Consider the following 26,575-nt stretch of genomic DNA (forward strand, 5'->3'; position numbering starts at 1 on the left):
CTGCGCCAGACGAGCCCTTGCGCCATCTCGGCCCGGCTCTCCGTCACCCCCGCCTCCCGCGCCCTTGGCTTTTCGCCGGGACCCGCGCCGGACGCGAGGTTGCCCTTCAAGAAACGCAACGACGCAACCGGCAGGGCGCCGGCCGGATCCAGGCCGGCGAAGAACCGAACCCCCGAGGGAGGGGCCGATGGCAACGCTACACACGCGCGCGGCGGCGCGGCTCATGTCCGCCCCTGCGATCATCCTCCTGCTCTGCTGGATGATCGTTCCGCTCTCGATGACGCTCTACTTCTCCGTCCTGCGCTACAATCTGCTGATGCCGGGAATGGAAGAGTATATCGGCTTCCAGAACTACAGCTATTTCCTGACCGACCCGGCCTTCTTGAGCGCGCTCACCAACACGCTGCTTCTGGTCGGCGGGGTGATCGTCATCACCATCGTCGGCGGTGTCGCGCTCGCCCTGCTGCTCGACCAGCCCTTCTTCGGGCAGGGCATCGTCCGGCTGCTGGTGATTGCGCCCTTCTTCGTCATGCCGACCGTCTCGGCGCTGGTGTGGAAGAACATGCTGATGCACCCGGTGAACGGCCTGTTCGCCTGGATCGCCAAGAGCCTCGGGCTCCAGCCCTACGACTTTCTCGCCCAGGCCCCGCTCGCTTCGATCATCGCCATCGTCGCCTGGCAGTGGCTGCCCTTCGCGACCCTGATCCTGCTGACCGCGCTCCAGTCCCTCGACGAGGAGCAGAAGGAAGCCGCCGAGATGGACGGCGCGGGTTTCGTGTCGAAGTTCATCTGGATCGTCCTGCCGCATCTGGCCCGGGCGATCACCGTGGTGATCCTGATCGAGACGATCTTCCTGCTGTCGGTGTTCGCCGAGATCCTCGTCACCACCAACGGCGGCCCCGGCTACGCCAGCACCAACATCACCTATCTGGTCTACGCCCAGGCGCTGCTGCAGTTCGACGTCGGCGGGGCCTCGGCGGGCGGCATCGTCGCCGTGGTGCTGGCCAACATCGTCGCCTTCTTCCTCATCCGCCTCATCGGCAAGAACCTGGAGGCTGAGCCATGGCACGCGCCATTTCCACCCGCCGGAAGACCGTCTTCACCCTCGTCGGCTGGACGATCGGCTTCCTGATCTTCTTCCCGATCCTGTGGACCTTCATCACCAGCTTCAAGTCCGAGGGCGAGGCGATCGCCTCCCCGCCGTCCTTCCTGTTCTTCGACTGGACGACGGAGAACTACACCGAGGTGCAGACCCGGTCCGACTACGGTCGCCACGTGATGAATTCGGTGGTGATCGCCTTCGGCTCGACCTTCCTCGGCCTGCTGATCGCGATCCCCGCCGCCTGGTCGATGGCCTTTGCGCCGACCAAGCGGACCAAGGACGTGCTGATGTGGATGCTCTCCACCAAGATGCTGCCGCCGGTGGGCGTGCTGCTGCCGATCTACCTGATGTTCCGGGACTTCGGCCTGCTCGACACCCGCACCGGCCTCGTCGTCGTGATGACGCTGATCAACCTGCCGATCATCGTGTGGATGCTCTACACCTACTTCAAGGAGATTCCCGGAGACATCCTGGAAGCCGCGCGCATGGACGGCGCGTCGCTCGCCAAGGAGATCGTCTACGTGCTGACGCCGATGGCGATCCCCGGCATCGCCTCGACCCTGCTCCTCAACATCATCATGGCGTGGAACGAGGCCTTCTGGACCCTCAACCTCACGGCCGCCAAGGCCGCGCCGCTGACGGCCTTCATCGCCTCCTACTCCAGTCCGGAGGGGCTGTTCTGGGCGAAGCTCTCGGCGGCCTCGACGCTCGCCATCGCCCCGATCCTGATCATCGGCTGGTTCAGCCAGAAGCAACTCGTGCGCGGCCTCACCTTCGGCGCCGTCAAGTAAGTCAAGAACACGCCATCCGGCAGGAGGAAGTCATGGGCTCGATCACGCTCAGGGACGTCAACAAGAGTTTCGGTGAGGTCACGATCATCCCGAAGCTGAGCCTTCAGATCGACGAGGGCGAGTTCGTCGTCTTCGTCGGCCCCTCGGGCTGCGGCAAGTCCACGCTGCTGCGGCTCATCGCCGGCCTCGAGGATGTCACCTCCGGCGAGATCCAGATCGACGGGCGCAACGCCACCGAGCTGCCGCCGGCCAAGCGCCGGCTGTCGATGGTGTTCCAGTCCTACGCGCTCTATCCGCACATGAGCGTGCGCGGCAACATCGCCTTCCCGCTCAAGATGGCGGGCGAGGACAAGGCGGTGATCGAGAAGAAGGTGGCCGACGCCGCCCGCATCCTCAACCTCACCTCCTATCTCGACCGCAAGCCGCGCCAGCTGTCCGGCGGCCAGCGCCAGCGCGTCGCCATCGGCCGGGCGATCGTGCGCCAGCCGACCGCCTTCCTGTTCGACGAGCCGCTGTCGAACCTCGACGCGGCGCTGCGCGTCAACATGCGCCTCGAGATTTCCGAGCTGCACCACCAGCTCAAGACCACGATGATCTACGTGACCCACGATCAGGTCGAGGCCATGACCATGGCCGACAAGATCGTGGTGCTCAATGCCGGCAACATCGAGCAGGTGGGCTCGCCGCTGGAGCTCTACCACAAGCCCCGCAACCGCTTCGTCGCCGGCTTCATCGGCTCGCCGAAGATGAATTTCGCCGAGGGCGCCGAGGCGAAGAAATACGGCGCCGCGGCGATCGGCGTGCGGCCCGAGCACATGAACCTCTCGACCACGGGCGGCGACTGGTCCGGCACGGTCACCGTCGCCGAGCATCTCGGCTCCGACACCTTCCTCCACGTCCAGGCCGACGGCATCGGCCTCGTCACCGCCCGGGCCAGCGGCGAGTTCGCCGTCCGCCACGGCGACCGGGTCTACATGACGCCCGAACCCGGCAGGATCCACCGCTTCGATGCCGCCGGCCTCGCGATCTGAGCGCGGGGCGACCAGCAACAGGACGACCGACATGGCACTGAGACTTTCCCTCGCGAGCCTCGGAGAGGTTCCGGCCGGCGTGGACACTCCGTTCTACAGCCGCGACGACCTGTCGGCGGGCATCGTCCACTTCGGCATCGGCAACTTCCACCGCGCCCACCAGGCGATCTACCTCGACGACCTGTTCAACCTCGGCCTCGACCGCGACTTCGCGATCGTCGGCGCCGGCGTGCTGCCGTCCGACGCGCTCATGCGCGAGCGGCTCGCCGGGCAGGACTATCTGACCACCGTCGTGGAGCAGGAGGCTGGCCGGTCGTCGGCGCGCATCACCGGGCCGATGATCGACTTCCTGCCGCCGGGCAATGCCGCGGCGACGATCGAACGCCTCGCCGATCCGGCGATCCGGATCGTGTCGCTGACGATCACCGAGGGCGGCTATTTCATCGACCCGGCCACCGGCGTGTTCAACCCGGCCCATCCGGCGATCGCCGCCGATGCGGCCGCGCCAGAGGCGCCGGCGACCGTGTTCGGCCTGATCCTCGCCGGGCTGAAGGCGCGCCGTGACCGGGGCATCCCGCCCTTCACCGTCATGTCCTGCGACAACATCCCCGGCAACGGCGAGGTGACCTGCAACGCGGTCGCCGGTCTTGCCGACCTCATCGACCCGGCGCTGGCCGCTCATGTCCGCGCGAACGTCGCCTTCCCGAACGGCATGGTCGACCGCATCACGCCGGCCACCACCGACCGCGAGCGCGAGATCCTGCTCCGCGACTTCGGCATCGAGGACACCTGGCCGGTGTTCTGCGAGGACTTCAAGCAGTGGGTGCTCGAGGATCACTTCCCGCTCGGCCGGCCCGCGTTCGAAAAGGTCGGCGTCACCTTCGTGGAGGATGTCGCGCCCTTCGAGCACATGAAGATCCGCATCCTCAACGGCGGCCACGCCACCATCGCCTATCCGGCGGCCCTGATGGACATCCACTTCGTCCACGAGGCGATGGAGGATCCGCTGATCCGGGCCTTCCTGCGCAAGCTCGAGACCGAGGAGATCATTCCGGTGATCCCGCCCGTGCCGGGTGTGGTGCTTGCCGACTATTTCGAGCTGATCGAGCGCCGATTCTCCAACCCGAAGATCGGCGACACCATCGCCCGCCTCTGCCTCGACGGCTCCAACCGCCAGCCGAAATTCATTCTCCCGTCCACGCGCGACCGGCTGAAGGCGGGCGCCCCGGTCACCGGCCTGACGCTGGTGTCGGCGCTCTGGTGCCGCTACTGCGAGGGCACCTCCGACAGCGGCCGGATCATCGCGCCGAACGACGAGAGCGCCGCCCGCCTGAAGCAGGCTGCCCTCGCCGCCCGCAGCGATTTCCGGGCCTTCCTCGCGCTCACCGACATCTTCGGCACGCTCGGCGACGATCCGGTGTTCGCCCGCAGCTTTGCGACGGCGCTGGAAAGTCTCCATTCCCGTGGTACCAAGGCAACGCTGGAGGCCTATATCGGAGGCCGTCTCTGACGGCTTCGGTGCGGGCGCCGGCGATCCGGAGGACTTGCCGCATGCGACCCGATCTCGTGATCTTCGACTGCGACGGCGTGCTCGTCGACAGCGAGCCGATCTCGATCGCGGTGCTGCTCGACCTGATCGCCCGCAGGGGCCACCAGGTCGGCGCCGCCGAAGCCTACGAGCGCTTCCTCGGCCGGAGCATGGCGAGCGTCTGCGCGCTGCTGCGCGAGGATCCCGGCATCGAGGTGCGCGACGCCGACCTCGATCATCTGCGTCACGATCTCTACGCGCGCTTTCGCGCCGAACTCCGGCCGATCGCCGGCATCGCCGAGGCCGTTGCCGCACTGCCCGGCCCGGTCTGCGTCGCCTCGTCCAGCCAGCCGGAGCGGATCCGGCTGTCGCTCGAGGTGACCGGCCTCATTTCCCTGTTCGAGCCGCATATCTTCAGCGCCTCGATGGTGGCGAACGGCAAGCCGGCGCCCGACCTGTTCCTGCATGCCGCACGGGCCATGGGCGCCGATCCCGCCCGCTGCGTCGTCATCGAGGACAGCCTTGCCGGCATTCTCGCCGCCCGCAGCGCCGGCATGCAGGTCTTCGCCTTCACCGGCGGCGCCCACGCCGAGGCGGCAGGCCTGGCGCAGGCCGCGGCGCGGCTGGAGCCCGATGCGGTCTTCGACCGGATGGCGGAGCTGCCGGACCTGCTTGAGACACCGCGCGGAGCAACCGCTCCATGAAGCCCGGCCTCGTCTGCGCGGTCGACGTCGGAACCCGCAGCGCCCGCGCCGGCATCTTCACGGCCGCGGGCGACCTTCTTGGCCGCGCCGAGCATCCGATCTCGGTGTTCCTCGGCCCGGCAGGGGAGGGCGAACACGATTCGGAGGAAATCTGGGCGGCGGTCTCGGCCGCCGTGCGCGCCGCCCTGCGATTGGCGGGGGCATCGCCCGGGGATGTTGCCGGCATCAGCTTCGACGCGACCTGTTCGCTGGTCGCCCTCGACCGGACCGGCGCGCCACTCAGCGTGTCGGCCTCGGGTCTGGCCAACCGCGACACCATCGCCTGGTTCGACCACCGCGCCGGCGCCGAGGCCGCGCAGTGCACCGCCACCGGCCACCGCGTGCTCGATCATGTCGGCGGCGTGATGTCACCGGAAATGGCGACGCCGAAACTCGCCTGGCTGAAGCGGCACATGCCCCGGACCTGGGAACGGCTCGGCTACGTCTTCGACCTCACCGACTACCTGACCTTCCGCGCCAGCGCCTCGCCGGCCCGCAGCCAGGGCACGCTCGCCGCAAAATGGACCTATCTTGCCCATGAACCCGCCGGCTGGTGCCACGACTATCTCGCCGCCGTCGGCCTTGCCGACCTGATCGAGAAGGCCGGCCTGCCGGCGCGGGCGACCGTCGTCGGCAACGATCTCGGCCCGCTGACGCCGCGTGCGGCGCGCGATCTCGGCCTGACCCGCGCCTGCCGGGTCGGCACCGGGATGATCGATGCCCACGCCGGCACGCTCGGCCTGCTCGGCGGCCATGTGGACGATCCCGGGATCGCGCACCAGTTCGCCCTCGTCGCCGGCACGTCGAGCTGCATCGCCTTCCTGTCTCCCGTCCCGCGCGGCGGACCCGGCGTCTGGGGCCCCTATCTCGGCGCGGCCCTGCCGGGACACTGGCTCGGCGAAGCCGGACAATCGGCCACCGGCGCCCTGCTCGACCACGTCATCCGGCTGCACAGTGCAGGCGGCGAGCCGGACCGGATGATGCACCGCCGGATCGGCACCCGCATCGACGAGTTGCGCGCGCGCGAAGGTGCGGCCTTCGCCCGCCGCCTGCATGTGCTGCCCGATTTCCACGGCAACCGCTTCCCCCATGCCGATCCGGACGCGCTCGGCGTTGTCAGCGGGCTGACGATGGATGCCTCCTTCGACGATCTCTGCCGGCTCTACTATCGCACCGCCGTCGCCATCGCCCTCGGCGTCCGGCAGATCCTCGACGTGCTGGAGGCCAGAGGTGTTCGCGCCGACCGGCTGCATCTGGCCGGCGGCCATGCCCGAAGCCCGCTGCTGCGCGAGCTCTACGCCGACGCGACCGGGCGCCCGCTGGTCATTGCCGAGGGCGACGGGGTGCTTGCCGGCACGGCGATGGCCGCCGCGACTGCCGCCGGCCTCCATCCGGATCTTGCCCGCGCCGCGACCGCCATGGCCCGTCCGGGTCGCGAGCGCCGCCCGGACCCGGTCGCCGCACGGCAGCTCGACCGCGACTACGCCGTGTTCCTCAGGATGCAGGACCATCGCCGCGAGATCGACGCGCGGCTGCGCGCCGCCGAGGCGGAGGACGACAGCGAGGCCGCGTCCGCAAAGGCAGCGTCGCGCGCGTAAATTGATGCTTTTCCGCGCCTGCCCGATCGTTTCCTCTGGTCCGGCCCGCCGACCGAGGAACAGCCGCCATGTCCCGTCCCTTCCACTGGAACGAACTCGTCACCACGGATTTCGCGACGCTCGATCCGGCGACGACCATCGCGGTGCTGCCGATCGCCTCCACCGAGCAGCACGGACCGCACCTGCCGGTCGCCACCGACGTCGCCATCGCCCGTGGCATGCTGGACGAACTGCAGCGCCGGCGCCCGGACGACCTCGACCTTCTGGTCCTGCCGCTGCAGGAGATCGGCAAGGCCAACGAGCATGTGTTCGGCCCGGGCACCCTGTCGTTCGACGCCGACCTGCTGATCCGCGCCTGGACGGCGATCGGCGAGAAGGTCCACGCAACAGGCCTGCGCAAGATGATCATCGTCAATTCCCACGGCGGCAATGTTGACGTGATGGGAATCGTCGCCCGCGAGATCCGCGTCCGCTTCGGCATGGCCGTGGTGGCCACCCAGTGGACCCGCTTCGGCGCCCCGGACGGCCTCTACGGGCCGCGCGAACTGCGCTACGGCATCCACGGCGGCGACATGGAGACCTCGCTGATGCTGCATTTCCGGCCGGATCTGGTGCGGATGGAGCAGGCGCGCGACTTCGTCTCCGCGGCGGAGGCCATGGCCGACGACTATGCCTTCCTCCAGCCGACGCCGCCCCATGCGCTCGCATGGATCGCCCATGACCTCAACCCGGCGGGCGCGGTTGGCGACGCGAGCCGGGCGAGCACCGAAAAGGGCGCCGCCACCTGCCGCCACCAGGTCGACGGCTTCATCACGCTGGCCCGGGATCTCGCGCGCTTTCCGCTGGACCGGCTTCATCGCGCGTCCGACGCCCGCGGCTGGTGACCGGCGCGCGGCGCGGCCGCGGCCGGCCCGAGGCCTCGTGCGCGATCGGGTAAGGGCCTAGGAAGAGATCGCCGAGAGCCTTCCGGCGGCGCAGCGTCTCCTGCCGCCGCCGGCGATGCTCGTCGCGGTCGTGCAGCATGTGGCAGCGCTGGCAGAAGGCGCGAAGGTTGGCCGCCCGGTTGTTGGTCGGATCGTGATCGAGATGGGCGGTGGCGAGCGCCACCCGCGTCTCTCGCACGGCTGGTGCGGACGCCCGTCCGACGGCCTGTCCGGCAAGCCCGGTTTCGGGGCTGGCCCCCGGCGGGCAAAGGCTGCGCAGCGCCCGGCCACGCCCGTTGCGCCAGGTGCCGTTGTCCTCGTCCCACCAGCGGCCGTCGCCGAGATGACGCACCGTGCGTCCATGGGGCCGCCGGCAGCATTCGCAGCGCCCGCCCGCGCGCCCGAACCGCACCGTGGCCGACAGCTGTTTCCAGTCGAAAGGGTAGAGCCGGCGATGTTCGCGGCGGATCGGCATCCGTATCGTTCCTGACATCGCCCGCCCGGCGCACCGGCAAACCTTGCCTGGCACCAGCCGACGCTACGGTCCAAGTGCCGGAATCATGCCATGCAGCCCGACTCTGCACAAGAACTGAACAGGAACGTCGCGAGGCGCGGCACGGTTGCACGATGGCCGGCCACTCGCGCCCGCTTAACCATGCATTCATCTGCCGCGGGCTTACTGGACGCCAACCAGAACAGAACCGGTGCGATGCATCCAGTCCCCGAAAAAGAAACCGAACGACTTGAAGCGCTCGATCTGCTCGGTCTCTCCAGGATCGGCAGCGCAGAGTTCGACGCCATCGTCGAACTCGCCAGGTCCCTGACAGGCGCCACGGCCGCCGCGATCTCGATCGTCGACCGCGATCGCCAGTGGTTCAAGGCGCGCTGCGGCCTCGACCTCGACAGCACGCCGCGTGACAGCGCGCTCTGCGCCCACACCATCATGCGCGACGAGCCACTCGTGATCGCGGACACGATGGCGCATCCGGAATTCGGCGGCCCGGCCATTGCGAAGTTTACCGGCATGCGGACCTATGTCGGTGTGCCGCTGCTGGAGAGCCCGGGCGTTGCCTACGGCGCGCTGTGCATCCTCGACCGGGAAGTGCGCGAGGTCACCGAGGCGCAGATCGCCGCCCTGCAGCAGCTTGCCCTCGTCACCGTCAATCTGCTGCGGCGCTCACGCGAGAGCTACCGGCTGACGGCGACGCTGGAGCTCGTCGAGGAGCAGCGCCGCGACCTCAAGCTGAAGCAGCGCCGTTTCGAGCAGACCGAGCGACAGGCCAAGGTCGGCGGCTTCGAGATGGATCTCACGACCGGCAGGATCCTCTGGTCGGACGAGGTCTACCGCATCGTCGGGCTGCCTGTCGGCACGGCGATGGACCGGCACAACATCCTCGCCTGCTACGCGCCCGAAGAGCGCGCCCGCGTCGAGAAGCGGCTCGGCGGCGCGCTCGAGGCCTGCACCGGCATCGATGACATCTTCCGGGTCATCACGCCGGACGGCCAGGAAAAATGGGTGCACATCATCAGCGAGATCGAGGTGGTCGACGGCCAGCCGCGACGGCTGTTCGGCATCATCCAGGACATCTCGACCCGCCACAGCGTCGAGGAACAGCTGCGCCACGCGGCGGACACCGACCTTCTGACCGGTCTGCCGAACCGCTCCTGCTTCTCGCGCGAGATCGCCGCCCGGCTCGCCGAGCCCGAGCGGCGCACCGGCTTGCTGCTGCTCGACCTCGACCACTTCAAGCAGATCAACGACACGCTTGGCCACGGCACGGGCGACATCCTGCTCACCGTCGTGTCGGCGCGCCTCGCCGCCGCGGCCGCCGCGGTCGGCGTCGCCTGCCGGATCGGCGGCGATGAATTCGCGGTGATTCTCGACGATGTCGCCTCGGCGGAGGAGATGCAGCGCATCGCCGTCCGGCTCGTCGCCGCGGCCGGCCGTCAGGTGGATGCGGACGGCCACAGCCTCGTGCCCCGGCTCACCGTCGGCGGCGCGCTGGCCGGCCCGGACGGACGGGACAGCGAAACGCTCTGCCAGAACGCCGATTTCGCGCTCTATCACGCCAAGGAGACCCTGCGCGGCGGCTACGTCCATTTCCGCGAGAACCTCCGCAGCACGATGACCCGGCGGATCAACACGATCCGCGAAGTCGGCAATGCCCTGAGCGAAGGGCGCGTCCTTGCCTGGTACCAGCCGCTCGTGCGTCTGGACACCGCCGAGATCGTCGGACTCGAAGCGCTTGCCCGCATGCGCCGCCCCGACGGCTGGATCGTCGCGGCCGGCGAGTTCCAGGCCGCGATGGGCGATCCGCAGGTCGCCTGCCGGCTGACCGGCCAGATCCTCTCCTCGGTGGCCCGCGACGTGCGCGGCTGGCTCGACGCCGGCATTCCGTTCCAGCACGTGGGGCTCAATGTCGGCGCCCCCGACTTCCTGCGCGGCGATCTGGAGAACCGGATCGTCGACGCCTTCGGCGAGGCCGGCACGCCGCTCGACCACATCATCCTCGAGGTGACCGAGAACGTCCTGATGGACGAGGGCGAGCACAAGGTGGTGGCGACCATCGAGGCCCTGCGCCGCCGGGGCGTGCGCATCGCCCTCGACGATTTCGGCACCGGATTTGCCTCGCTGACCCACCTGCGCAGCTTTCCGGTCGACATCATCAAGCTCGACAAGTCGTTCGTGACCGACATGCTGACCGATCCCTCGAGCCTTGCCATCGTCGAACTCGTCATCGATCTCGCCACGAAGCTGCACATGCGCGTTGTCGCCGAGGGCGTGGAAACCGACGAACAGAGCGCGCGTCTCCTCGATCTCGGCTGCCGCCTCGGCCAGGGCTACCGCTACGCCCGCCCCGCCTCGGCCGAGGCGACGGGGCATCTGCTCGAATTCTTCGCCCAGCGTACCGGTCGGCGGGCGCGCGACATCCGGCTTCCCCTGGACGACATGGCCGGCACGCGGGGCTTCGGCCGTCGCACGTGACGCGTCGCCGGTGACAGGGCGCGCCGGATCGGCCGGGCCCCGGCCCGTCCGCGGCGATGCGCGAACCACGGCGCGGGTTGATCCCGGGCACCCGGATGGGGAATATGGCGCCTTCCTGTCGGTTCCCCCCGACGGCCCCTGTCCCGGAGCGCCCATGTTCGATCTCGTCGTCCGCCACGCCAACCTGTCCGACGGCCGGACCGACGTCGACATCGCGGTCGCCGGCGGCCGCATCGTGGAGGTCGCCCCCGCCATCGCCGCCGAGGGGGCGCTCGAGATCGACGCCACCGGCGAACTGGTCACGCCGCCCTTCGTCGATCCGCATTTCCACATGGACGCGACCCTGTCGCTCGGCCTGCCGCGGCTCAACCGGTCCGGCACGCTGCTCGAAGGCATCGCCCTCTGGGGCGAACTGAAGCCGCTGCTCACCCAGGACGCCGTGGTCGAACGCGCCCTGCGCTACTGCGACCTCGCCGTCTCCAAGGGCCTGCTCGCGATCCGCACCCATGTCGACGTCTGCGACGATCGCCTGCTCGCCGTCGAGGCCCTGCTGCATGTGCGCGAGCAGGTAAAGGACTATATCGACCTCCAGCTCGTCGCCTTCCCGCAGGACGGCTATTTCCGCGCGAAGACGGCTGCCGCCAATCTCGAACGGGCGCTGTTCATGGGCGTCGACGTGGTCGGCGGCATCCCGCATTTCGAGCGGACCATGGAGGACGGCGCCGCCTCGGTGAAGGCGCTCTGCCGCCTCGCCGCCGACCGTGGCCTGCCGGTCGACATGCATTGCGACGAGACCGACGATCCGATGTCGCGCCATGTGGAGACGCTGGCGGCCGAGACCGTCCGCCACGGGCTGCAGGGCCGCGTCTCCGGCTCGCATCTCACCTCGATGCATTCGATGGACAACTACTATGTCTCCAAGCTCATCCCGCTGATCGCGGAGGCGGAGCTGCACGCCATCCCGAACCCGCTGATCAACATCACCCTGCAGGGCCGTCACGACAGCTATCCCAAGCGCCGCGGCATGACCCGCGTGCCCGAACTGATGGCGGCCGGGGTCAATGTCGCGCTCGGGCAGGACTGCTGCATGGACCCGTGGTATCCGCTCGGCGGCGCCGACATGCTCGATGTCGCGCACATGGCGATCCACGTCGGCCAGATGACGTCGCTGGCCGGCATGCGCGCCGCGTTCGACGCCGTCACGGTCAACTCGGCCAGGGCGATGGGTCTGACCGGCTATGGCCTCGAGGCCGGCTGCAACGCCGACTTCGTCATCCTCCAGGCCCGTGACCCGATCGAGGCGATCCGCCTTCGGGCGACCCGGGTCGTCGTCGTGCGCCGCGGCAAGGTCATCTCGCGCACCGCGCCGATCACCAGCGAGCTGTCGCTGGCCGGCCGGCCCTCCTTCGTGGATGGCGCCGCCTATGCGCCGCCGGCCGGTGGAGAGGCATGACCGGGTATCGGCGCCTCCAGGATGGACATCGGAGCGTATTCGGATGCGATTGACGCGTTTTTGTGAACGATGCGTTCGCCGGCCGTGATCTCGTCGCCGGCATCCGAGACGCGTATCTTCCGCATGGAACGCCGGACCAGATGCCGGCCTGCGGGTCGCAACGGGCGCCCCGCCGTCCTTGCCGAGGTTCTGCGATGTCCGCCGCTTCCGACCATGCTGCCGCCTTGAACCGAGCCTCCCTGTCGCCGCAGGCGACAACCGGGGCGGTGACGCTCACGTCCGCGACCTCGACGCCGTCACCCGTTTCTACGAAACCGTGCTCGGTCTCGCGGTCCAGGCCCGATCGGACACGGCCGCCGTGCTCGGCGCCGACGGCGGCGTGCCGCTGGTGACCCTGGTGGCGACGCCGGATGCCGCAGCGCCAGCGCCACGCGCCGCCGGCCTGTTCCACCTCGCGATCCTGCTGCCGTCCCGCCTCGACCTCGGACGCTGGACCCAGTCCATGGCGGCAAGCCGCCGGACGGTGCAGGGCGCCGCCGACCATCTCGTCAGCGAGGCGATCTATCTCGCCGATCCGGAAGGCAACGGCATCGAGATCTACCGCGACCGTCCGCGGAACGAATGGCCAAGGCGCGACGGCCGGATCGAGATGGACAACGCCCCGCTCGACTTCGACGGGCTGCTGGCGCTTGCCCGCGCCGACGGCACGCCGTGGACCGGCGCGCCGTCCCGGACGCGGATGGGCCACATCCACCTCAACGTCAACGATCTCGGCCCCACCGAAGGCTTCTATGTCGGCCGTCTCGGCTTCGACGCGATGGCGACGATGCGCGGCGCGCTGTTCGTCTCGGCCGGCGGCTATCACCACCATCTCGGCCTCAACACCTGGGCCGCCCGCAACGGCGCCCCGCGTGATCCGGCCGCGCTCGGCCTGCGCCATGCGGTGATCGAGCTGCCGGACGCGGCGAGCCTTGCGGCCTATGTCGGAGAGCTTGAGAGCGCCGGCCTCGCCGTGGAGCGGCCGACGAGTGACATCGCGCTCCTGCGTGATCCATCCGGCAACCGGCTGCTGCTGGCGGCCGGTGCGCGCAGCGCCGCCGACCATCTCGGCCTCGCCGATCTCTGATCGCTGGCCGGCGGTCAGGTCTGCGGCACGTCCGGCGGTGCGTAGACCGTGATCGCCTTCGGCAGCACCCGGAAGGTCGCCGGCGTGCGGGTCACGATCTCGCCGTCGGCGTTGACGTGGTGCGGGCGGCGGGTGCGGATCGTCACTTCCTTGGCCGAGAAGCTGCGCACCTGGGGATGCTTGCCCTGGACGCCGCGGCGCATGGCCGGCACGATGCCGGCCAGCTGCCACCACTGCTCGAACTCGAGGCTGTAGACGTCGAGCTTCTCGTCCTCGAGGGTGGCGTTCTCCTCGACGATCATGCCGCCGCCGTAGAACTTGCCGTTGCCGACGCCGACCTGCAGGGTGCGCGCCTTGCGGGTGACGCCGTCCACCTCGAAGTAGACAGTGAACGGCCGGGCCTGCGACAGGATCTTCAGCGCCGCGATCGCATAGCCAAGGGTGCCCCAGCGGCGCTTCGATTCCTTGGTCAGCGTCCTGGTCAGCGTGACGCTGTAGCCGAGACTGGCGAGGTTGAGAAAGACGTGGCCGTTGACCTCCCCGAGGTCGATCCGCCGGGCCTCTCCGGCGAGGATCACGTCGGCGGCCTGTTCCAGCGTCGGTCCGATGCCGAGGGTGCGGGCCAGATCGTTGGCGGTGCCCATCGGCAGGATGCCGAGCGGCAGTTCGGTCTTCACCAGTTCCTGCGTGACCGCATTCATCGTGCCGTCGCCGCCGCCGACGATCACGCAGTCGACGTCATCCGCGTGGCTGTGGAACAGCTCGGCGAGACGGTCCGGCTCGGGCATGTCCTCGACCGTCAGCCGGAGACCACCCCGCGTCAGCCGCCCGAGAATGGGATCGATCGCATCGCCGCCGCGCCGGGCGTTGCGGTTCACCATCAGCAGCGCGCGGCGCCGGGATGCGGGAGTCGTCATCTGGCCTCGTCAAAAAGGGGAACGATGGAACGTCTGGCAATCGCCCCTAGAAACGCGGCTGAACTGTGACCGGTTCCGGTCTCTCGCGCCAGCCCGAACGGTCAGAATTCGATTCCGGCCTGCGCCCGCACGCCGGCGGCAAAATGATGCTTCACCAGCGTCATTTCCGTGACGAGATCGGCCGCGGCCACCAGCTCCGGCCTGGCGTTGCGGCCGGTGACGACGACATGGAGATCGGGCCGCCGGGCGGCGAGCACGGCAACCACCTCGTCCAGCGGCAGATAGTCGTAGCGCAGCGCGATGTTGAGTTCGTCGAGCAGCACCATGCGGATCGTCGGATCGGCCATGAGCTCCTCGGCCTTGTCGAAGGCGCGCCGGGCGGCGGCGACATCGCGGGCGCGGTCCTGCGTCTCCCAGGTGAAACCCTCGCCCATGGAGTGCCATTCGATCCGGTCGGCGCCGAGCGCCTCCAGCATGCGGCGTTCGCCGGTGTCCCAGGCGCCCTTCACGAATTGCACGACGCCGACCCGGTATCCCTGGCCGAGCGCGCGCAGGACGAGACCGAGCGCGGCCGTCGACTTGCCCTTGCCCGGACCGGTGTGGACGATCAGCAGGCCCTTCTCGAGGATGGTCTTCGACGCGACCTCGGCATCCTGCACCGACTTGCGCTTCTCCATCTTCGCCCTGTGGCGCTCCGCCTCGTCCATCGCCTTGCTCCTGTCCCGCCGGCACCGCGCGGGCGCCGGACGGTCGTAGCATGAACGAAGACCGAGTTCATCCGGCAGGGCCGCGACCGTCAGCCGCCGGCCGCCTTCTCGCGGCGGGCCCTTGCATCGGCGATCGCCGTGGCGCAGCCGGCCGACAGATCGGCCTCCTGCGCTGACATGCAGGCCATCATCCGGCCCTCGCCGGGCTCCACCCCGGAACAGAAGCGGCGAATGTCGGTCCGGCAGGCGCGTACCAGCGTCCTGAGTTCGGCCTTCGCTTCGGGAGAGAGTTTCGAGGCGGCCGCCTGCGCCTGCGCCGGGCCGGCAGCCAGCGGCATCGACAGGCCGGTGACGAGGGTTGCGGCGAGGGCGAACGGATATATCGGGCGACGGATCATCGCGATGTCCTTCCTGCGAGATCGGGAGGAGAGGGGAGGGCGGACCTGCCGCCCATGGGCCGGGCAGGGGAGGGGGCCGGCAGGGGCTCAGTAACGGGTGACGGTGCCGTAGCGGACGACACCGTGGCCGTAGGGACCGGTGCGCGTGACGCTGCGGCTGCAGACGCCGCCGGCACAGGCCACCGAGCCCGAGCGGGACGCGCTGTAACCGTAGGGCCCGGTCCGCGTGACGCTGCGGCTGCAGACGCCGCCGGCGCATTGGGCCGAGCCCTGAACGGAATAGCCGCGGCCATGGGTGCCGGTCACGGTGGTCTCGCGCGTCCAGGCGGCGGCATCGCCGACGACGGCAAGGACGAACATCGCCGTGCAGGCGGACAGCGCGGCGGCGCTGCGGGTGAAGGCTGTGGTCATGTCGATCTCTCCGGGTTCGTTGCGTCGGTCCGGCACATCGAATGGCCACGGACCGACGGGAGAGACGATGCCCGCGGGCTGTCAGCCCGGTTTGAACGGCGGGCATCCGATTGTAACGCGTCGTCACGCCCCGTCACCGGAGGTAAAAGTTGCGATCTCATCTTGCGGGGACAAGATCATGGCGAGATAAACGGCCCATGACCACGGCTTCCCCCACCATTCTCCTCGTCGAGGACGATCCGGACATCCGCCGGCTGGTCGGCGACCTTCTGGCCCGCGAGGGCTATGGCTTTGCGAGCGCGGGCGACGCCGGGGCGATGGACGAGATCCTCGCGCGGCAACGTCCGGATCTGGTGATTCTCGACCTGATGCTGCCCGGCGAGGACGGGCTCTCGATCTGCCGCCGCCTGCGGGCCCGCGACATGCTGCCGATCCTGATGCTGTCAGCCAAGGCGGAGGAGGTGGACCGGGTGATCGGGCTCGAACTCGGCGCCGACGACTATCTGGTCAAGCCGTTCGGGCCGCGCGAACTGCTCGCCCGGGTCCGGGCGCTGCTGCGCCGGGGCGCCGCGGCCCGCCCGCCCGAGACCGCCAACCGCTGCCTGGCCTTCGAGGCCTTCGTCGTCGATCTCGACGCCCGGCAGGTCACCGCGGATGGCGCGCCCCTGACGCTGACGACGGCCGAATTCGACCTTCTCGCCTGCTTCGTCCAGCATCCGCGCCGGGTGCTGTCGCGCGACCGGATCCTCGACTGGACGGCTGGGCGATCTGCCGATCCCTTCGACCGCACGGTCGACATGCTGGTCTCGCGGCTGCGGCGCAAGCTGGCCGACGCCGGGGCCTCCGCCGGCCTCATCAGCACGGTGCGCAACGGCGGCTACCTGTTCACCGTGCCCGTGTTCAACGCCTCCGTGCGACAGGTGCCGTGATGGCGCGGCTGACGCTGGTCCGGCGGCTGATCCTGCTGGCGGTCGTCACGCTCATCGCCGCCTGGACGGTCACCGCCGCGCTGTTCTACATGCGCGCCGACCCCGCCGGCGCCAGCCTGCGCCCCGCACCGGAGCGGATCGCCGCGATCGCCCGGCTGGTGGACGGACTAGCGCCCTCCGACCGGGCGCTTGCGCTTGACGCGATCGCGACACCCGCGCTCCGTCCCCGGATTCTCGGCGCTCTCGACGCAGACATGCCGGCGGACGCACGGGAGCCCGAGACGGACCTTTCGGACAGCTATGCCCGGACGCTCGCCGGCCGGCCGTTCCGTCTCGTGGCGACGACCCGAGGCCTGATCCGGCGATATCCCGCGCTCACCTATCCGCGCCGCGAGGCGCTCCAGTTCCGGATCGGCCTCGCCGACGGCTCGGCGCTGCTGATCGAAACCACGGGTGCCGCCGCCTTTTCGCCGCTCGGCCTGCCACTCGGCGTCACCACCGGCCTCATCGGGTCGCTGATCGCGGTCGGGGCCGTGCTGGTGATGCTGAAGGAGATCCGCCCGCTCCTGCGCCTTGCCGAGGCCGTGGACCGGATCGACCTCAGCGATGCCGATGCGGTGCTGCCCGACGTGCGCCGCAGCGCGCCGGAGATCCGCTCGCTGGTGGCGGCCTTCGAACGGCTGCAACGGCGGCTGTCCGGGCTGCTGGCCGCGCGGATGGCGATGCTGGCCGGCATCTCCCACGACGTGCGCACCTTTGCCACCCGGCTGCGGCTGAAGGTGGAGGCAATCCCCGATCCCGCCGAGCGCGAGCGCGCCGTCGCCGACATCGCGACATGATCCGCCTGCTCGACGACGCGCTGCTGGCCGGGCGGGCCGGAACCGGCGGAGAGGCGCTCGAACTGTTCGAGCTTGCCGAGGTGGTCACCGCCGAGGTGGACGACCGCCGCGCCCTCGGCGGCGCGGTGACCGTGGACATTGCGCCTGGCGCGGCAACGGCGCAGCTTCTCGGCGACCGGCTGGCGCTGCGCCGCATCCTTGCCAATCTCGTCGACAACGCCCTGGCCTACGGCCGGCGCGCCGACATCGCCCTCTCGGCCAGCGCCTCGCGCCTGCGGCTCGTGGTCGAGGACGACGGCCCGGGGATTCTGGCCGACCGGCGCGAGGCGATCCTCGAGCCTTCGTGCGGCTGGAGGCCTCCCGCAGCCGGAGGACAGGCGGCGCGGGACTCGGGCTGGCGGTGGTGCGGACGCTGGTGGAGGCGCATGGCGGCGCAATCCGCATCGGGAATGCCGCGCAGGGCGGCGCACGGATCGAGATCGACCTGCCGCGCTTCTCCGGCGAGGACGAAGACGCCGCGTGAGATGGCGGCGGCGACCCGAGATCAGCGCCGCATCAACGACCGGACTGGGGCGGCTTGCCGAACAGCGCCTGCCGCAACGAGACGTCACGCTCGGATTTCCGCTCGGGAGCCGGATCCACCGGCCTCGAGTCGAGCGGCCGGGGATCGAGCGGTCTGAGGTCCGCGGCACGTGGTTCCGAAGCCGGTGGTGACCAGCGCGGGGCGGTCTGCGGCGCCCGGAAGTTCGGATCACCGCGCGAACCGTAGAGCAGGGGCGCAGGCTCGGCCGGCAGGTCGTCGTCGAAGCCGGGAAGTCCGCCCGGACGGCCGAGCGCGAAGTCGTCGACCGGCGTGATGTGGCGCATCTTCTGGATGATGCCCGAGAGGTCGCCGGCCCGCATCGGTCCGCCGCCCGTCCGCACCTCGTGGCTGCTGGAGCGCGGCAGCCGGTCGCTGGCCAGACGCTCGAAGCGCATGCGCATCGGCACCGCGATCGCCTCGCCGAAGGCGATCGCCTCGCCGTTGTCGAGCGAGGACAGGAAGCCGATCGTCGAGGACGACGAAGAGGAGATCGCCGAGCGGATGATTTCCTGGTCCTTGTCGTTGGTGAGGCGCATGGCGAACACCGACGAGCACTGCGACAGGATCGTCGCGTCGAGTTCGCCGGGACGCTGGGTGATCACGCCGAGACCGACGCCGTATTTCCGCCCTTCCTTCGCAATGCGCGCGATCGCCTGCCGGGTCGGAACGAAGCCGAGCGACTGGTCGGCCGGCACGTAGCGGTGGGCCTCCTCGCACAGGACGAGGATGCGCAGCGCCCCGCCGGCGGCCACCCCGATCTCGAAGGCGAGCCGGCACAGCACCGACGCGACGGCATTGACCACGTCGGACGGGATGCCGGAGAGCTGGAAGGCGGTGATCGGCCGGCCGTTGGACGGGATGCGGAAGATGCTGCCGATCACGTCGGACATGGTGTCGCCGACGGCGTTGTTGGCGAACATGAAGCGGAAGCGCGGATTGGCGGCCGCCGACATGATCCGGAGCTTGAGGTTGCGCAGGTGCGGCCGGTCGTCCTTGCCCTCCAGCTTGCCGAGCCGGGTCTCGATCAGCGCCATCAGGTCGGCCATGCGATAGGGCACCGGCGTGTCGACCGAGATCGCCGAGCGCTCGCCGCCGCGCCGGGCGAGCCCGTTGTCCGGGCCGCTGCGGAACATGCGTTTGGCCTCGGCGACGAGGTCGTGCAGGAAGTCGACTTCTTCGGGAACGCCCGGACGGCCGCGATAGAGCACCTCCTGCAACTCGTCCAGCTTGAACAGCCAGAAGGGCAGGGACATGGTGTCGGTGTCGATCACCACCGACGTGTCGGGGAAGGCCGCGGCGAACTCGTTGTGCGGATCGAGGATCAGCACGCGCAGCGACGGCTCGGCGGCAATCGCCTTGTTGATCAGCAGCGACACGGACGTCGACTTGCCGACGCCGGTGGTGCCGAGCACGGCGAAATGCCGATCGAGCAGCATCGGCACCGAGATCGCCGCGTCCATGGTCTCGTCCTGGGACAGGCGGCCGATGACCACCGCATTGTCGCCATGGCTGGCGTAGATCAGCGCCAGATCGCTCGCGCGCATCCGGTGGGCAACGGCGCCGAGATGGGGATAGTTTCGGATGCCGGTGTGGAAGGTGGCCTTCCCGTCGGGCGTCGTGGCGACCTCGCCGACGAGCTCCACATCCACCAGCATCACGTTGTCGGTTTCTTCGGCCCAGGCCTTGGCCTGGGTGTTCATCGCGTTGACGAGGGCGGCGATGCGGCTTTGTCCGGTGGAAATCGAGATCAGGCGGCCGACCGACCACAGTTCCGACAGCGTCGTTTCGCCGGCCGTGATCACCGCCGAGATCGTCGCGTGCGAGCCGTTGCAGGCGACGACGCGTCCGAGAAACCTGTTTCCCGGATGCATGGCGCCGCGGCGGTCGCCCTCCTTCGTCGGATTGTCTTTCTGGTTCGCTGTGTCCACGTCGCCGATTCCGCCCGTGCCGGACACCGTTCCACCGACCGGCGCCGAAGGCACCTGACAGGGGCGGCTCCACGTCGCGACCCGGGCGCGCTCACCGCGCCCAGGACATCGTCAAGCCTCGATAGATAGCGGAAAGTGATTAAGACAATTTACCCCGCACGGCGCCGCAGCATGGCGGACGCCCTTCGGGTGGCCGAGGGCACCGTCTACGGCGTTTCGCCCGCCAGCAGCCGGCGACGGCCGTCCAGCAGCGCGCCGACCGCGGCCTCCGGCGTCAGCCGCCGTCCGGTCGCCGGATCGGCATAGATCGGATAGACGATCAGGGCGGCGGCGGTCAGTTCGTCGATCGTCAGCCGGCGCACGGCCCGGCGCTTCAGCGCCCGTCTCGCAGCCTTCGTCTGCGGCATGTCGCGGGTCAGGCCCCAGCCGGCATAGAAGGGCACGCCGAAGCAGCGCACCGGAATGCCGCGCAGGATCGCGTCGAAGCCCATCTGGCTGGACACCGTCCACACCTCGTCGACCGTGTCGAGGATCGCATGCGGCGACACCTCGTCGGCGACGATCGTCACCCCGGGCTTGCCGGCGGCGAGTGCGTCGAGATAGCCGTCGACATAGCCGGCCACCACGTCCGGATGCACCCGGACGAGCACGTCGGCGCGCGCCGGATCTTGAGGGCGGTGTCGAGCATCGCCGCGAAGCTCGCCCGGTTGGCACAGCCGCCGATCACCGAAAAGTCGCCGTCCACCTGGTCGATCAGCAGCACACGCGGCCGCTTCTTCGGCGGCAGGCGCGGGGGAATGTCCGGCAGGTGATTGTATTTGGTCAGCCGAAACCGCACCACGGCGCTGCGCAGGTCGCGGGCCCGCTCCAGCATGGGCTGGAAGTCGTGGTCCGCGCAGATCCGCTCGAAGCGCGACGGCGTCCGGGCGTCGAAATGGATGCCGAGATCGTCCACGACGATCGAGATCGGCGGCACGCCGCTCTTTCCGAGGCCGACCGAGCGCAGGAACCCGTCCTCGACGATCCAGTAGGGAAAGCGCCGGGCGAGCGCCCAGTAGCGCGCGATGCGTGCCGGCGGCTTCAGCCCCCAGCCGACATAGCCGTCGAGCCGGTCCCCCCGTTCCCAGAAGGGTGCGAGCCGGCCGGCATCGAGCGCCGCGGCGAGCCACGGCATCTTGATCCGCGTGCCCTTCCAGGCGGCAAGCGTCGCCCCGCTCGGCGGCATCCACTCGGCGTTCCGGTTGACGAGGCCGAGGGGCGGATCGTCCTGCATCTCGGTCATCTGCTGTCGGGCCTCCGGCGGCGCCGCCGTGGGCACGGGGCGTGCCAGGACGGAAAAAGCCGGCCGCGATGCGGCCGGCTTTGTTTTTACTGCAAACGGCGGCGATGAAAAGGCCGCCGCCGGATCGCCGTGGCCGATCAGGCCGCCCGATCAGGCCGCGTCGTCGTCCTGGCGGGCGCGCAGCGCCGCACCGAGGATGTCGCCGAGCGAGGCGCCGCTGTCGGACGAACCGAACTGCGCGACGGCTTCCTTCTCTTCGGCGATCTCGAGCGCCTTGATCGACAGGCCGACCTTGCGGGACTTCTTGTCGAACTGGGTGATGCGCGCATCGAGCTTCTCGCCGACGGCGAAACGCTCGGGACGCTGATCGGCCCGGTCGCGGGCGAGATCGGCCCGGCGGATGAAGGCGGTGATGTCGGTGTCGACGATCTTCACCTCGATGCCGGCGTCCTTGATCTCGACCACTTCACAGGTGACGATCGCGTTGCGACGCAGGTCGCCGGCGCTCTCGAGCGGGTCACCCGCCAGCTGCTTCATGCCGAGCGAGATACGCTCCTTGTCGGTGTCCACGTCGAGCACGACCGCCTTGACGACGTCACCCTTGTTGAACTCCTCGATCACCTGCTCGCCCGGACGGTTCCAGTCGAGATCGGAGAGGTGGACCATGCCGTCCACGTCGCCGTCGAGGCCGATGAACAGACCGAACTCGGTCTTGTTCTTGACCTCGCCCTCGACGACGCTGCCGGCCGGATACTTCTCGGCAAACACGTCCCAGGGGTTCTGCAGGGTCTGCTTGAGGCCGAGCGAGATGCGGCGCTTGACCGAGTCGACCTCGAGCACCATCACCTCGACCTCCTGGGAGGTGGCGACGATCTTGCCCGGATGGACGTTCTTCTTGGTCCAGCTCATCTCGGAGACGTGGATCAGGCCTTCGATGCCCGGCTCCAGCTCGACGAAGGCGCCGTAGTCGGTGATGTTGGTCACACGGCCGCTGAAGCGCGTGTTCACCGGATACTTGGCCTCGATGCCAGACCACGGATCCGCCTCGAGCTGCTTCATGCCGAGCGAGATGCGATGCGTGTCCTGGTTGACGCGGATGATCTGCACCTTGACCGTCTGGCCGATGGTGAGCACCTCGGTCGGATGGTTGATGCGGCGCCAGGCGATGTCCGTGACGTGCAGCAGGCCGTCGATGCCGCCGAGGTCCACGAAGGCGCCGTAGTCGGTGATGTTCTTGACGACACCCTCGACGACCTGGCCCTCTTCGAGGCTCTGGACGAGCTCGGAGCGCTGCTCGGCGCGGGTTTCCTCGAGGACGACGCGGCGCGAGACGACGATGTTGCCGCGGCGCTTGTCCATCTTGAGGATCTGGAAGGGCTGCGGCGAGTGCATCAGCGGCGCGACGTCGCGCACCGGGCGGATGTCGACCTGGCTGCGCGGCAGGAAGGCCGTGGCGCCGTCGAGATCGACCGTGAAGCCGCCCTTGACCTGGTTGAAGATGTGGCCGATGACCTTTTCGCCCTTCTCGAAGGCAACTTCGAGACGGACCCAGCTCTCTTCGCGGCGGGCCTTGTCACGCGACAGGACGGCCTCGCCGAGCGCGTTCTCGACGCGCTCCAGGTAGACCTCGACCTCGTCGCCGATCTTCAGTTCGCCGTCACGGGCGCGAACGCCGAATTCCTTGAGCGGCACGCGACCTTCGACCTTGAGGCCGACGTCGATGACCGCGAGATCCTTCTCGATGGCGATCACGATACCCTTGACGACCGCGCCTTCGTAAAGCTCGGTGGTCTGGAAGGATTCCTCGAGAAGGGCCGCGAAATCCTCGCGGGAGGGGTTGGTGGCGGGCATGAATTCTCCTGGTGCCGGATCCGGCGGCGTCGGCGGTTGGTGTTCGTGATCGTCGCCGACGTCTCCCGGCCCCCAGGTGGGGGCAACCGCCTCGCGGCGGGCCGACGCAGATGGCGGAAGACGGCGACAACATGTTCCGGACGGGTGCCGGCAATACCGGTACGACGCGGCGCGCGGAACGGCGCACCGACGTTGGGCGCGTCCATACACCCGGCAGCGCCGGACGCAAGGCAAACCGACGGGCTTTCACGGCCCGCACGGCGGAAATCCGCGGAAAGCGGGCTAGCGGCGGGCTGCCGTCTCGACGATCCGGACCGCCGCCTCGAACGCCTCGTCGATGCCGAGTGCGCTGGTGTCGAGCAGCACCGCGTCGGGGGCGGGCTTGAGCGGCGCCGCCGCCCGGCTGGAATCGCGTTCGTCGCGCTCGCGCACCTCGGCAAGGATCCGCTCGTAGTCGACGGCCCGGCCCTTGGCGGCCAGCTCGTCGGTGCGGCGCCGGGCGCGCACCTCGGCCGAGGCGGTGACGAACAGCTTCACGTCGGCATCCGGGCAGATCACCGTGCCGATGTCGCGGCCGTCGAGCACGGCGCCCTCCGGCCGGGCTGCAAAGTCGCGCTGGAAGGCGACCAGCGCCTCGCGCACCGGCGGATGCACCGCGACCCTTGAGGCGAGTTCGCCGGACTCGCGTCCGCGCAGGTCGCCGGACAGATGCTCGGGGCGCAGCGCCCGCGCGAACAGGCCGGCAGCCTCGGGATCATCGAGATCGGCGCCGGCATCGGCCATGGTCCGGCCGATCGCCCGGTAGAGCAGGCCGGTGTCGAGATAGGGCAGGCCGAGACGGGCGGCGAGCCGCGTCGCGAGCGTGCCCTTGCCCGCGGCTGCGGGGCCGTCGATCGCGATGATCATCGGGTCAGTCTCCCGGCTCGAACAGGGTGGCGCCGGCGCCGGTCAGAAGTGCCTCGAACTCGGGGAAACTGGTGGTGATGACGGTGGCGTCATCCACGGTCACCGGTTCATCGGCGGCAAGGCCGAGGACGAGGAAGGTCATGGCGATGCGGTGATCGAGATGGGTGACCACGGTGCCGCCACCGGGTACGCGGCCGCCCGTGACGGCAAGCCAGTCGCGCCCCTCCTCGTGGACGACGCCGTTGGCGGCAAGGCCCGCGGCAACGGCGGCGACCCGGTCGGATTCCTTCACCCGCATTTCCTCGATGCCGAGCATCAGCGTGCGGCCCTCGGCGACCGCGGCGGCGGCGGCCAGCACCGGATACTCGTCGATCATCGACGGCGCCCGGTCGGCCGGCACGGTCACGCCCTTCAGTTCGGAGGCGCGCACCCGGACGCGGCGATTCGCTCGCCGCCTGTCTCGCGCTCGTTCTCGAAGGTGATGTCGCCGCCCATCTCGATCAGCGTGTCGATCAGGCCGATGCGGGCCGGGTTCATCAGCACGCCCTCGACGGTGACGTCGGAGCCGGGCGTGATCAGCGCCGCGACGATCGGGAAGGCGGCCGAACTCGGGTCGGACGGCACCGTCACGTCCTGGGCCTTCAACTCGGGGCGGCCTTCGAGGCGGATCGTGCGCACGCCATCCGAATCGGTGGCGATGTCGATCGCCGCCCCGAAGCCGGCGAGCATCCGCTCGGTGTGGTCGCGGGTGAACACCGGCTCGATCACCGTGGTGACGCCGGGCGTGCCGAGACCGGCCAGCAGCACGCAGGACTTTACCTGCGCGGAGGGAACGGGGACGGTGTAGTGGATCGGGATCGGCGTTTCGGCGCCGCGCATGGTCAGCGGCAGGCGGTCGCCGGAGCGGGCGATCACGTCGACGCCCATGCGCCGCAGCGGCTCCAGCACCCGGCCCATCGGCCGCTTCACCAGCGAGCCGTCGCCGGTGAAGGTGACCGCGATCGGCTGGGCGGCGGCAAGGCCCATGGTGAGGCGCACGCCGGTGCCGGCGTTGCCGAAGTCGATGATGCCGGCCGGCTCCAGCAGTCCGCCGACACCGAGCCCGTCGACGCTCCACGTCCCGTTTTCGTCGCGCAGGACGTTCGCGCCGAAGGCGCGCATGGCGCCGGCCGTGTTCATCACGTCGCCGGCTTCCAGCAGCCCGGTGATCGTGGTCCGGCCCCGCGCCAGCGCGCCGAACATCAGCGCCCGGTGGGAGATGGACTTGTCACCGGGCACGCGCAGGCGGCCGGTCAGGGGGCCGCTCCTGCGCGAGGACAGCGGACGGGGAGCAGCGTGCGGATGCGGGCTCATGGACTTCCTGGCCTTCTCGCCCCGGCAGGGGCCTTGCGGCAATTCTCGATCGCGCGCCCCATAGCATGTGCGCATCGCTCGCGTCACCCTTGGCGTGAGCCCCGACGGGAAGCGAACGCCCCCGCCGGGGCAACCGGGTGATTCGGTCTCGCGGACGTGCGCGCCCGTGACGCGCGGACGTTGCAGGCGGCGGCGGCGCGGACAGCCTTTCCGCCCGCCACGAATCGCCTTTGACAGATGCGGTTGATCCGACTATGTGGAACCCCACTTTTTTCCTTCTCCGCACGACAAAAGAGGCCACCCGTGGCGAAACCTGAACTGGGGACCAAGCGCCTCTGCCCCAGCTGTGGCGCGAAATATTACGACCTCAACCACCAGCCGATCCTGTGTCCGCGCTGCGGATCGGCCTTCGATCCGCACGTCAGCTCCAAGGTGCGCGCCGTGCGCGCCATCGAGCCGGAAGACGAGGAGATCGAGGAGGAGGAGGACGTCGCAAAGCCGGAGTTCATCTCGCTCGAGGAGGCGGATGCGGTCGAGGGCGAGGACGACATCCCGGACATCGACGACCCGGCGATCGAGGAAGACGCCGCCGAGGACGACACCTTCCTCGAGGAAGACGAGGACGAGAACGACGACGTCACCGACATCATCGGCGGCGGCGTGGAGAACGACGAGGAGCGCTGAGCCTCGTCGCGGCGATCGGAAGGGGGCTAAGTGCTTTTCTGAGGGCCGGAATGAAAAAAACACTTGCCGAGGCGCCGGGTGGTCAGTATATCCGGCGCCGTTGACCCGGTGATCCACCGGCCGGCTCCCAAGGCCGGAGGGAATCGCAAGTTGCCGCAGGGCACGTGCAGTTCTCGCTCGATGAAATAGTGGGGCCATAGCTCAGTTGGGAGAGCGCTTGAATGGCATTCAAGAGGTCGGCGGTTCGATTCCGCCTGGCTCCACCAATCACTTCCCTGTGATTGACCTCTTCAGATCTTTCCCGATATTTACGCCCTGAAGGCCCAGCCTGATCTGCGAAGGCTTGCGCGCCTTTCGTGCGGTGCTCGATCGCTGTTTGCCCTGACGTCTCACGCGCGCGCTCGGGTCGCCCGTCGTTTCCGGAATTGCCCACGAGGATTGCCCCCGGCCCGATCCGGCGGCGCAACGGAACCTCAAGCGGCTGATCGCCCGGGATTGTGCCGACG

At 69.4% G+C, this 26,575-nt stretch carries 21 protein-coding genes, 1 tRNA gene and 4 pseudogenes; 15 read left to right on the plus strand and 11 right to left on the minus strand.

What is annotated here, in order from left to right; all coding sequences use genetic code 11:
- Positions 1-187: 187 nt before the first annotated feature.
- The 7 genes and pseudogenes from A6302_RS03080 to A6302_RS03110 form a co-directional block, all read left to right on the plus strand.
- A pseudogene (locus A6302_RS03080) lies at positions 188-1,057 on the plus strand (carbohydrate ABC transporter permease); the annotation flags it as partial.
- 5 nt (positions 1,058-1,062) lie between these two features.
- A complete protein-coding gene (locus A6302_RS03085; protein ID WP_069305817.1) occupies positions 1,063-1,893 on the plus strand; it encodes a carbohydrate ABC transporter permease in 831 nt (276 codons plus the stop codon).
- A gap of 32 nt (positions 1,894-1,925) precedes the next feature.
- Positions 1,926-2,924, plus strand: coding sequence for an ABC transporter ATP-binding protein (locus tag A6302_RS03090; RefSeq protein ID WP_069305818.1), 999 nt, complete (start codon positions 1,926-1,928; stop codon positions 2,922-2,924).
- A gap of 31 nt (positions 2,925-2,955) precedes the next feature.
- Positions 2,956-4,434, plus strand: a complete 1,479-nt coding sequence (locus A6302_RS03095) for a mannitol dehydrogenase family protein (RefSeq protein ID WP_069305838.1) — start codon at positions 2,956-2,958, stop codon at positions 4,432-4,434.
- Between the two features lie 41 nt (positions 4,435-4,475).
- Complete coding sequence (locus tag A6302_RS03100; RefSeq protein WP_069305819.1) at positions 4,476-5,156, plus strand: HAD family hydrolase; 681 nt, start codon at positions 4,476-4,478, stop codon at positions 5,154-5,156.
- Positions 5,153-6,793 (plus strand): FGGY-family carbohydrate kinase, encoded by a 1,641-nt coding sequence (locus tag A6302_RS03105; RefSeq protein ID WP_069305820.1) that lies wholly within the window; start codon positions 5,153-5,155, stop codon positions 6,791-6,793. The genes A6302_RS03100 and A6302_RS03105 overlap by 4 nt, the downstream gene beginning before the upstream one ends.
- A gap of 68 nt (positions 6,794-6,861) precedes the next feature.
- The gene (locus tag A6302_RS03110; protein WP_083255456.1) at positions 6,862-7,677 is read left to right on the plus strand and encodes a creatininase family protein; all 816 of its coding nucleotides are present in this window, start codon (positions 6,862-6,864) and stop codon (positions 7,675-7,677) included.
- 49 nt (positions 7,678-7,726) lie between these two features.
- Here the strand turns inward: A6302_RS03110 and A6302_RS03115 are convergent.
- A pseudogene (locus A6302_RS03115) lies at positions 7,727-8,191 on the minus strand (HNH endonuclease); the annotation flags it as partial.
- A gap of 234 nt (positions 8,192-8,425) precedes the next feature.
- Here A6302_RS03115 and A6302_RS03120 point away from each other — a divergent pair.
- From A6302_RS03120 to A6302_RS03130, 3 genes are all read left to right on the plus strand, one after another.
- Positions 8,426-10,702, plus strand: coding sequence for a bifunctional diguanylate cyclase/phosphodiesterase (locus A6302_RS03120; RefSeq protein ID WP_069305823.1), 2,277 nt, complete (start codon positions 8,426-8,428; stop codon positions 10,700-10,702).
- A gap of 154 nt (positions 10,703-10,856) precedes the next feature.
- The gene (locus A6302_RS03125; RefSeq protein ID WP_069305824.1) at positions 10,857-12,155 is read left to right on the plus strand and encodes an amidohydrolase family protein; all 1,299 of its coding nucleotides are present in this window, start codon (positions 10,857-10,859) and stop codon (positions 12,153-12,155) included.
- A 178-nt stretch (positions 12,156-12,333) separates the two neighbouring features.
- Positions 12,334-13,281 (plus strand): VOC family protein, encoded by a 948-nt coding sequence (locus tag A6302_RS03130; protein ID WP_280938808.1) that lies wholly within the window; start codon positions 12,334-12,336, stop codon positions 13,279-13,281.
- Between the two features lie 14 nt (positions 13,282-13,295).
- Here A6302_RS03130 and A6302_RS03135 read toward each other — a convergent pair whose 3' ends face one another.
- The 4 genes from A6302_RS03135 to A6302_RS03150 form a co-directional block, all read right to left on the minus strand.
- Positions 13,296-14,198, minus strand: a complete 903-nt coding sequence (locus A6302_RS03135) for a lipid kinase (protein ID WP_069305825.1) — start codon at positions 14,196-14,198, stop codon at positions 13,296-13,298.
- 101 nt (positions 14,199-14,299) lie between these two features.
- Positions 14,300-14,905 (minus strand): cob(I)yrinic acid a,c-diamide adenosyltransferase, encoded by a 606-nt coding sequence (gene cobO, locus A6302_RS03140; protein WP_069305826.1) that lies wholly within the window; start codon positions 14,903-14,905, stop codon positions 14,300-14,302.
- An 89-nt stretch (positions 14,906-14,994) separates the two neighbouring features.
- Positions 14,995-15,303, minus strand: a complete 309-nt coding sequence (locus A6302_RS03145) for a cysteine rich repeat-containing protein (RefSeq protein ID WP_069305827.1) — start codon at positions 15,301-15,303, stop codon at positions 14,995-14,997.
- An 87-nt stretch (positions 15,304-15,390) separates the two neighbouring features.
- Positions 15,391-15,714, minus strand: coding sequence for a hypothetical protein (locus A6302_RS03150; protein ID WP_083255459.1), 324 nt, complete (start codon positions 15,712-15,714; stop codon positions 15,391-15,393).
- A 197-nt stretch (positions 15,715-15,911) separates the two neighbouring features.
- Here A6302_RS03150 and A6302_RS03155 point away from each other — a divergent pair, with 197 nt between their 5' ends.
- The 3 genes and pseudogenes from A6302_RS03155 to A6302_RS25545 all read left to right on the plus strand — a co-directional run bounded on the left by A6302_RS03155 (position 15,912) and on the right by A6302_RS25545 (position 18,005).
- Entirely contained in the window at positions 15,912-16,643 is a 732-nt protein-coding gene (locus tag A6302_RS03155) for a response regulator (RefSeq protein WP_069305828.1), read from the plus strand.
- Positions 16,643-17,482 carry a two-component system sensor histidine kinase family protein gene (locus tag A6302_RS24000; protein ID WP_245293887.1) on the plus strand — a complete coding sequence of 280 codons (840 nt, stop codon included), beginning with the start codon at positions 16,643-16,645 and terminating at the stop codon, positions 17,480-17,482. The genes A6302_RS03155 and A6302_RS24000 overlap by 1 nt, the downstream gene beginning before the upstream one ends.
- A pseudogene (locus A6302_RS25545) lies at positions 17,479-18,005 on the plus strand (sensor histidine kinase). The gene A6302_RS24000 and the pseudogene A6302_RS25545 overlap by 4 nt, the downstream one beginning before the upstream one ends.
- Before the next feature lie 32 nt (positions 18,006-18,037).
- Here the strand turns inward: A6302_RS25545 and A6302_RS03165 are convergent.
- From A6302_RS03165 to aroA, 6 genes and pseudogenes are all read right to left on the minus strand, one after another.
- Positions 18,038-19,936 (minus strand): ATP-binding protein, encoded by a 1,899-nt coding sequence (locus A6302_RS03165; protein WP_069305840.1) that lies wholly within the window; start codon positions 19,934-19,936, stop codon positions 18,038-18,040.
- A gap of 263 nt (positions 19,937-20,199) precedes the next feature.
- A complete protein-coding gene (locus A6302_RS22625; RefSeq protein ID WP_245293888.1) occupies positions 20,200-20,619 on the minus strand; it encodes a capsular polysaccharide export protein, LipB/KpsS family in 420 nt (139 codons plus the stop codon).
- Entirely contained in the window at positions 20,559-21,275 is a 717-nt protein-coding gene (locus A6302_RS03175; protein ID WP_069305830.1) for a capsular polysaccharide export protein, LipB/KpsS family, read from the minus strand. Before A6302_RS03175 ends, A6302_RS22625 begins: the two co-directional genes overlap by 61 nt.
- 150 nt (positions 21,276-21,425) lie before the next feature.
- A complete protein-coding gene (rpsA, locus tag A6302_RS03180; protein WP_069305831.1) occupies positions 21,426-23,126 on the minus strand; it encodes a 30S ribosomal protein S1 in 1,701 nt (566 codons plus the stop codon).
- 282 nt (positions 23,127-23,408) lie between these two features.
- On the minus strand, positions 23,409-24,032 hold the full coding sequence (gene cmk / locus A6302_RS03185) for a (d)CMP kinase (protein ID WP_069305832.1): 624 nt from the start codon (positions 24,030-24,032) through the stop codon (positions 23,409-23,411).
- Between the two features lie 4 nt (positions 24,033-24,036).
- A pseudogene (gene aroA / locus A6302_RS03190) lies at positions 24,037-25,385 on the minus strand (3-phosphoshikimate 1-carboxyvinyltransferase).
- Between the two features lie 303 nt (positions 25,386-25,688).
- On the opposite strand from aroA, the gene A6302_RS03195 reads away from it, so the two are divergent.
- Both A6302_RS03195 and A6302_RS03200 read left to right on the plus strand, forming a co-directional pair.
- Entirely contained in the window at positions 25,689-26,069 is a 381-nt protein-coding gene (locus tag A6302_RS03195) for a TIGR02300 family protein (protein ID WP_069305833.1), read from the plus strand.
- A gap of 190 nt (positions 26,070-26,259) precedes the next feature.
- A tRNA-Ala gene (locus A6302_RS03200) sits at positions 26,260-26,335 on the plus strand.
- The last annotated feature ends 240 nt before the right edge of the window (positions 26,336-26,575 follow it).

This window comes from Methylobrevis pamukkalensis (assembly GCF_001720135.1).
In the GTDB taxonomy this organism is placed as follows: domain Bacteria; phylum Pseudomonadota; class Alphaproteobacteria; order Rhizobiales; family Pleomorphomonadaceae; genus Methylobrevis; species Methylobrevis pamukkalensis.

Excerpts from the sequence above, each read along its gene's own strand:
- A6302_RS03085 (WP_069305817.1), top strand. The coding sequence starts at position 1,063 with ATGGCACGCGCCATTTCCACCCGCCGGAAGACCGTCTTCACCCTCGTC.
- A6302_RS03090 (WP_069305818.1), top strand. The coding sequence starts at position 1,926 with ATGGGCTCGATCACGCTCAGGGACGTCAACAAGAGTTTCGGTGAGGTC.
- A6302_RS03095 (WP_069305838.1), top strand. The coding sequence starts at position 2,956 with ATGGCACTGAGACTTTCCCTCGCGAGCCTCGGAGAGGTTCCGGCCGGC.
- A6302_RS03100 (WP_069305819.1), top strand. The coding sequence starts at position 4,476 with ATGCGACCCGATCTCGTGATCTTCGACTGCGACGGCGTGCTCGTCGAC.
- A6302_RS03105 (WP_069305820.1), top strand. The coding sequence starts at position 5,153 with ATGAAGCCCGGCCTCGTCTGCGCGGTCGACGTCGGAACCCGCAGCGCC.
- A6302_RS03110 (WP_083255456.1), top strand. The coding sequence starts at position 6,862 with ATGTCCCGTCCCTTCCACTGGAACGAACTCGTCACCACGGATTTCGCG.
- A6302_RS03120 (WP_069305823.1), top strand. The coding sequence starts at position 8,426 with ATGCATCCAGTCCCCGAAAAAGAAACCGAACGACTTGAAGCGCTCGAT.
- A6302_RS03125 (WP_069305824.1), top strand. The coding sequence starts at position 10,857 with ATGTTCGATCTCGTCGTCCGCCACGCCAACCTGTCCGACGGCCGGACC.
- A6302_RS03135 (WP_069305825.1), bottom strand. The coding sequence starts at position 14,198 with ATGACGACTCCCGCATCCCGGCGCCGCGCGCTGCTGATGGTGAACCGC.
- cobO (WP_069305826.1), bottom strand. The coding sequence starts at position 14,905 with ATGGACGAGGCGGAGCGCCACAGGGCGAAGATGGAGAAGCGCAAGTCG.
- A6302_RS03145 (WP_069305827.1), bottom strand. The coding sequence starts at position 15,303 with ATGATCCGTCGCCCGATATATCCGTTCGCCCTCGCCGCAACCCTCGTC.
- A6302_RS03150 (WP_083255459.1), bottom strand. The coding sequence starts at position 15,714 with ATGACCACAGCCTTCACCCGCAGCGCCGCCGCGCTGTCCGCCTGCACG.
- A6302_RS03155 (WP_069305828.1), top strand. The coding sequence starts at position 15,912 with ATGACCACGGCTTCCCCCACCATTCTCCTCGTCGAGGACGATCCGGAC.
- A6302_RS24000 (WP_245293887.1), top strand. The coding sequence starts at position 16,643 with ATGGCGCGGCTGACGCTGGTCCGGCGGCTGATCCTGCTGGCGGTCGTC.
- A6302_RS03165 (WP_069305840.1), bottom strand. The coding sequence starts at position 19,936 with ATGCATCCGGGAAACAGGTTTCTCGGACGCGTCGTCGCCTGCAACGGC.
- A6302_RS03175 (WP_069305830.1), bottom strand. The coding sequence starts at position 21,275 with ATGACCGAGATGCAGGACGATCCGCCCCTCGGCCTCGTCAACCGGAAC.
- rpsA (WP_069305831.1), bottom strand. The coding sequence starts at position 23,126 with ATGCCCGCCACCAACCCCTCCCGCGAGGATTTCGCGGCCCTTCTCGAG.
- cmk (WP_069305832.1), bottom strand. The coding sequence starts at position 24,032 with ATGATCATCGCGATCGACGGCCCCGCAGCCGCGGGCAAGGGCACGCTC.